Here is a 3,402-nt window from a genome sequence, read left to right as displayed (position 1 = left end):
GTGCACGCCTGCGGTTGGGCTTGGGCTTCTTGCTCCTGGGCTTTCTCACCCGCTATGTCCCTCTCAAGGCGCGGCGGCGATGCTGGCGGGGTGCATCATCGGGGCGCTTCCTTCTCTTTGAGATTGGGGAGCGTCACGAGCTTGCCGACCCGGGTGCGGCACGACACTCGGCCCCAAACGCCAAGTTAGGCATTGGGATTCAATTTTCCGATAACGGATCCCTTATGTGAACTAAAACGCCCGGTATCGCATCAGATGGCCGATCCCCTAACGCAGCCGCGAGGTTGTCGATCGCGCCGCCGAAGTCCTCGCCTCGCGCGCGACTCTGAGGCATGTTCCGAGGTCTCCCGCGCGCGTTCGCCGACTACTTGAATCAGATTCAAAGATCCTTGACCGCTTCGCTGCTATCACCTAACCTCAAATTACTGAATCTGATTCAAAAACTGGAGGGGTGATGGTCGCAAATCGACGTGGCGAGGCGTCGCGGGCTGTGCTTCTGGCGGCAGGCAAGGCAGCGTTCAGCTGCCAGCGGTACGAAGAGGTTTCCATCGTTGACCTGGCGCGCTCGCTCGGTGTGGCCGCCGGATCGATCAGCTACCACTTCGGGGGGAAGCGGGGTTTCTATTTGGCTGTGCTCGAGCAGGCTGCCGAGGAATTCTGGGGCGACCTGCTGGCCATGCGCGGGCCTGCGCTGGATCGGTTGACTCGAGGTGTCGACAGGTTGCTCGACGAGGCAGAACAACAGCCGACCGCGTTCGAAGCGCTCTTCGCCGATGTGGCTGACGGCGAAGTGCGCCAGATCCGCGATCGGCATCGGGTCCGGTTGACCGACGCTTTGGTCGTGGAGGTGACCGGCTCGAGTTCCTCGCCGGTGTTCCGTGCGGCGATCAGTGGGTTCGTTTCCTTCGTCGAGGGTCTGGTCCTGCACTGGGTGCACACCCGCGACATCAGTCGCGACCAGGTCAAGGACCTGATTCTGGGCAACCTGTTCGGCACGACGCTGAGCGCGCTACGCACGGACCCCAGCATCGAACTGACCCAGCGGGCCATCGACGCCGCGCTGTCGGATCCGCAAGCACTTGCCATGTTCATGGGCCCCCTTTCCGCCGTGTCGAAACAACGGAGTGATCACTGATGTCTGAGCTTCTGCCCACCGGTCCCTCGCGGATCGTCGAGACGCCACTCGCGCGAGCGGTCGCCTGGATGATCGGCCCCCGGGGTTTGCGCAGCCAGGCCGCCTTACGCCGCGAGGTCGAGGGCAAGGTGGTGGTGATCACCGGTGCCTCTTTCGGTGTCGGTGAGGCGACAGCGAAGTGGTTTGCCGGCGCTGGTGCACGAGTGGTCATTGCCGCGCGGTCGATGGACCGGTTGCGCGAGGTCGCCGAGGAGATCAACGCCGCCGGTGGCGATGTCTATCCACACAGCCTCGACCTGACCGATGAGCAGTCGATCGCAGAGTTCGCCGCGGCCGTGCGCTTCGACCTGGGTGAGGTCGACGTGCTGATCCACAACGCGGGCAAGTCGCTGCGCCGCTCGATCCACCTGTCCTATGACCGGCCCAAGGACATCACCGCCACCTCCGGCGCCAACTACCTGGGTCCGATGCGTTTGACGCTGGCGCTGCTGCCCGGTATGCGCGAGCGCGGCAGCGGTCACATCGTGAACGTGTCGACCGTGGGCATCATGTTCCCGAACGCCCCCAAATGGGGTTTCTACCTGTCGTCGAAGCTGGCTTTCGACTGGTGGATGCGTGCGGTCGCCGCCGAAGCGCGGGCCGACGGTGTCACCCTGACGACCTTCTACGGCGGGCTGTTCCACACCCGGATGAGCGCGCCGAGCCGGTGGATGCGGGTGCTGCCCGGTCAGACTCCGCAGGACGCGGCCAAGGTGCTGGCCAAGGCGGTGGTGAAGAAGCCGCGCACGATGACCCCACTCTACGGCTTCCCGTCCGCTGTCTTCGCGACACTGTTCCGGTTGCCGCTCGAGCTCCTCATCGAGCGGATCTTCCGCAATCTCGGTGACACCCAGGCTTCGCTCTCGCGTCTGCAACCACAGGCTCCGGCCCCCAACAAGGCCGCGACCGCTACCGTGGTCGATTCCGCCGGTGGGGGCCAGGCCGAGGTGAGCACCAATGCGCGCTGATCTGCGGCACAGGCTGCGCCAGTGGAGTTCAGCGGTGCCTGCGATCGCGGCGTCGGGCATGCTCGCGCCGGTCGGCCCGCGCAAGGCGGCCGCGCTGGCTCGCAGCTTCTACCAGTTCGGGCCCACACCGGCAATGTTGTTCGCGGCCAACGCTATTCGACATCCGGACAAGGTCGCGATCATCGACGACGCAGGCCAACTGACCTACCGGCAACTGCAGCAGCGCGCCGAAGCGATCGCAGCCTCGCTGTTCGCCTTTACAGCGAGGCCGCCGAAATCGGTGGGCATCATCTGCCGCAACCATCGTGGATTCGCCGAGGCGATGTCGGCAGGCGCACAGCTGGGCGCGGAGCTGATCTTCATCAACACCGAACTCCCGCCGCAGCAGTTGCAGGCGATCCTGGCCAGGCACAGCCCCGACGTCTTGATCTACGACGACGAATACTCCATCACTATCGAGAAGGCGAACTATAAGGGTCTGCGTGTGCTGGCCTGGCGCGAACCCAATTCAGAGCCGGCAGGACTACCGACGCTCGACGACCTCGCCTCCCGCAGCCACCCTGCGCCGCCACGAGTACGGCAGGCCGTGAAACTGACCCTGCTGACCTCCGGCACCACCGGGCTGGCCAAGGGTGTGCCGCGTGCGATCAAACCACACGCGATCGCGCTGCTGACCATCACCGCGATGGCGATCGTACGGTTGCGCTCGACAGACCGGGTGATGGTGGCGCCGCCGATGTTCCACGGGTTCGGGCTGCTCGCACTGCTCGGCCCACTGGCGTTGGGTGCGACCGCGATCTGTCGGCGCCGATTCGATGCCGCGACCGCGCTCGACGATATCGGCTGCCACCGGGTCACGGTGGTGATGGCGGTGCCGGTGATGTTGCAGCGAATGCTTGCGGTGTCAGGGCTTGCCGAAACTTCCTCGGCTCGTCGGGATCTGCGGATCATTGTCACCGGTGCGGCACCGATCTCGCCGACCACGGTCTCCGCACTGATCGAGGCTTTCGGTCCGATTCTGGTCAACGGCTACGGATCGACCGAGGCCGGAATGGTCAGTGTCGCGACTCCCGCCGATCTGGTCACCGCACCCGACACCATCGGCCGGTCTTCACTGGGTGTCTCGGTACGGATCCTGCGCGCCGATCGGACCGAAACGGTAGTCGGCGAAATCGGTGAGATCTTCGTCCGCAGCGGTCTGGAATACACCGGCTACACCCCCGACGCCAGCGCGAAGGTGTCGGCGAAGGAGATCGTCGA

At 64.9% G+C, this 3,402-nt stretch carries 3 protein-coding genes; all 3 read left to right on the top strand.

Going from position 1 to position 3,402, the window contains the following annotated elements; genetic code table 11:
* Positions 1–454: 454 nt before the first annotated feature.
* Positions 455–1,135, top strand: a complete 681-nt coding sequence (locus tag WAW17_RS25945; protein WP_422335743.1) for a TetR/AcrR family transcriptional regulator — start codon at positions 455–457, stop codon at positions 1,133–1,135.
* Positions 1,135–2,142 carry an SDR family NAD(P)-dependent oxidoreductase gene (locus WAW17_RS25940; RefSeq protein WP_422335742.1) on the top strand — a complete coding sequence of 336 codons (1,008 nt, stop codon included), beginning with the start codon at positions 1,135–1,137 and terminating at the stop codon, positions 2,140–2,142. Before WAW17_RS25945 ends, WAW17_RS25940 begins: the two co-directional genes overlap by 1 nt.
* Positions 2,132–3,402, top strand: a 1,271-nt coding sequence (locus tag WAW17_RS25935; protein ID WP_422335741.1) for an AMP-binding protein, incomplete at its 3' end; no start/stop codon positions are given. The genes WAW17_RS25940 and WAW17_RS25935, both read left to right, overlap by 11 nt.

Origin of the sequence: Rhodococcus sp. (in: high G+C Gram-positive bacteria), assembly GCF_049286785.1 — a bacterium.
In the GTDB taxonomy this organism is placed as follows: domain Bacteria; phylum Actinomycetota; class Actinomycetes; order Mycobacteriales; family Mycobacteriaceae; genus Rhodococcus_F.
The sequence above is the reverse complement of the archived record's forward strand: the minus strand, read 5'-3'. Positions and strand labels throughout refer to the sequence as shown.